The organism is uncultured Dialister sp. (genome assembly GCF_900541605.1).
In the GTDB taxonomy this organism is placed as follows: domain Bacteria; phylum Bacillota; class Negativicutes; order Veillonellales; family Dialisteraceae; genus Dialister.
This window is the reverse complement of record NZ_UQKJ01000185.1, coordinates 1-2,893: the sequence shown is the minus strand read 5'-3', so window position 1 is coordinate 2,893 and position 2,893 is coordinate 1. Positions and strand designations below refer to the sequence as shown.

Annotated in this window: 2 protein-coding genes; both read left to right on the top strand. The window is 56.4% G+C overall.

Annotated features, from left to right (window positions below; all coding sequences use genetic code 11):
• The first annotated feature begins 531 nt into the window (after window positions 1-531).
• The gene (gene hisF / locus QZR21_RS08855; RefSeq protein ID WP_296099476.1) at window positions 532-1,287 is read left to right on the top strand and encodes an imidazole glycerol phosphate synthase subunit HisF; all 756 of its coding nucleotides are present in this window, start codon (window positions 532-534) and stop codon (window positions 1,285-1,287) included.
• 10 nt (window positions 1,288-1,297) lie between these two features.
• Entirely contained in the window at window positions 1,298-1,975 is a 678-nt protein-coding gene (gene hisIE / locus QZR21_RS08850; RefSeq protein WP_296099481.1) for a bifunctional phosphoribosyl-AMP cyclohydrolase/phosphoribosyl-ATP diphosphatase HisIE, read from the top strand.
• Window positions 1,976-2,893 lie beyond the last annotated feature (918 nt).

The window sequence follows — 2,893 nt, the reverse complement described above, 5'->3', positions numbered from 1 at the left end:
CCGATCTGAGGGGTGGACGCGCAAGCGGCGGTTGGAATCCTAAAGACTCTACACAAAAAACGTGCAATTGACTCAGCACAAGGCCCCTTCCCTGGGAAGGGGCTGCCCACCGGGCTGGGGTTAGCTGTAGGATACTGATGGGAACCGGCCCGAAGGGCGTGCCCCCTTCTCTAAGGGGGCACGTGCTGTTGGTTTTACTCGAAAAGTAAGAAGTCCCAATGTTAGACTATTTCCAGCATGCAGCCCCTTGGAGAAGGGGCGCGCCAAAGGCGGAGGATGGATGCGGCGAAGCCGCGGAACCTCAACTCTCAAATCTCAATTCTTTCTTTTCCGCCCAAAGGACCTGGTCACCTAGCCACCAGCTGCCAGCGCCGCAGGCGAACCAGCTTTCCTAGTCGCTAGCAGCTAGAAGCTAGAAGCCTCGCCCCAATTGACTCCAACCGTACCTCGCCTCCATCCCCACCTGTTCACAGGGATCCCAGCCATATTTCCCAGGGTCTGTGGCCCTATTCATTCCATAAGGAGCATCCTATGCTTGCAAAACGTATTATCCCCTGCCTCGACGTGAACCATGGCAGGGTGGTCAAAGGAAAACAGTTTCATCACCTGAAAGACGTGGACGACCCGGTGGCCCTGGGAAAATTCTATTCCGACAGCGGCGCCGACGAACTCGTCTTCTACGACATCACCGCCACCCATGAAGGCAGGGAAACCTTCGTGGACACCGTGAAAGCCATTGCCGAAGAACTCACCATCCCCTTCACCGTAGGCGGCGGCATCCGCAAAGCCGACGACTTCCGCACCATGCTCCTCGCCGGGGCGGACAAAGTCTCCGTGAACTCCGCCGCCGTCATGAACCCTGAAATCATCCGGGAAAGCGCAGAGCGCTTCGGAAACCAGTGCGTGGTGCTCTCCATCGACGGCAAACGGAACGGCCACGGCGGCTGGGACGTGTACGTGGAAGGGGGCCGAAAAAATACAGGCCTCTCGGTGGTGGACTGGGCCCGGAAGGGCATGGAACTGGGGGCCGGAGAAATCTGCATGAACTCCATCGATGCGGACGGTGAAAAAGACGGCTACGACCTGGAACTCATGCGGACCCTGTCCGAAGAACTGTCCATTCCCATCATCGCCTCCGGCGGTGCCGGGAAGATGGAAGACTTCCTGAAAGCCTTCGAAGCGGGCTCCGATGCCGCTCTCGCAGCGTCGGTATTCCACTTCGGTGAAATTTCCATACCGGAACTGAAAAAATACCTGGCCGAAAACGGTGTACCCGTGCGGCTCTGAGGAGGATTTTATGGAATCAGTAGATTTGAAAGACATACATTTTGATGAAAAAGGCCTTATCCCCGCGGTGGTGCAGGACGCCCGGAGCGGGGAAGTACTCATGGTGGCCTACATGAATCAGGAATCCCTGGCCAAAACCGTGGCCTCCGGAGAAACCTGGTTCTGGAGCCGGAGCCGCCAGAAACTGTGGCACAAGGGCGAAGAATCCGCCCATTTCCAGCACGTACAGCGGATCTACGTAGACTGCGATGCCGACACCCTGGTGGTGCAGGTCATCCCCGACGGCCCCGCCTGCCACACCAATAACAGAAGCTGCTTCTATCGGAGCCTCACGGAATGGGCGAACCGGGAGGACAAAGGAAACCTCGCCATCCTCCACGTGCTCTACGAAGAAATCAAAGACCGCCGCATCCATCCCCAGGAAAAGTCCTACACCAACTACCTCCAGGAAAAGGGGAAGAACAAGATCGACAAGAAAATCGGCGAAGAGGCGTCCGAAGTCATCATCGCCGACCAGCATGAGGACAAGGAAGAAATCATCGACGAATCCTGCGACCTCCTCTACCACCTCTTCGTCCTCTGGGAAAATGCAGGTGTCGACCTTTATGACATCATGGCAAAAATGGAAGCCCGGGACAAGAAAAAGGGAAACAAGAAAGAAGTGGGCCATAAAGATAAGATATTCTGAGATCGAGATCGAGACCGAGATCGAGGGTGTTAGCAACTACGTTGCCATTCCAACTGACACTACCCATACCCCAGTCGGCCGGGCCCCGAAAGGGATTGGGTGATTGTCAGAGAACGGTGGGAGCGGCTTTAGCGAGAGCCCCCTCCGCCCTACGGGCACCTCCCCCATAGATGGGGGAGGTTAACTTCTAGCAGCCAGGAAGGCTCGATAGCCTACGGCACTGGTGAGATCGAGGTCGAGACCGAGATTGAGGGTGTTAGCAACTACGTTGCCATTCCAACTGACACTACCCATCCCCCGTCATTTCGAGCGGTGGTAGCATGCATAATGACTCTATAGGTAAAAATCGCTACAGCTACGATGAGTCGAGAAATCTTTCTAGTAAGTGACTATGACGGGGTTTTCAAAGATAGAATTGAGGTATGAGAGTTGAGAGTTGAGGTCCAGCGGCTCTCGCTGCGGTGGTGGCAGAACCGTTTCTTCCTTACGTAACCTCCCCCATCTATGGGGGAGGGGGACCGCGATAGCGGTGGAGGGGGCTCTCGCCAAAGTCCCTCTGACCGTTTCCCCACCATCCCCAGCCGCTCCGCGGCCATTGGATACCTAAAGACTCTGCACCTATAACGTACAATTGACTCAACACGAGGCTCTCTTCTCAGAAGAGAGCTGTCCACCGGACTGAGAGATGGTAATGGATCCGCCCGAAGGGCCCATCAGAATCCCTCTGTCTGCTGTCGCAGACATCTCCCTTTGAGAAAGGGGGACTAACCATCAGCCTGCGGCGCCCCAACCGCTAACCTCCGTCGCCTACGGCGCCACCGCCGGGCCCCGAAAGGAAGGCGCTTTAATGTGCAGTAAAAGCGCCAACTTGGGCCCGGCTCAGCAGTCCTCTGCAGGACTGCTGCATTTCGAGCGGTG

Coding starts and splice junctions, on each gene's coding strand:
- hisF (WP_296099476.1), top strand. CDS start 532: ATGCTTGCAAAACGTATTATCCCCTGCCTCGACGTGAACCATGGCAGG.
- hisIE (WP_296099481.1), top strand. CDS start 1,298: ATGGAATCAGTAGATTTGAAAGACATACATTTTGATGAAAAAGGCCTT.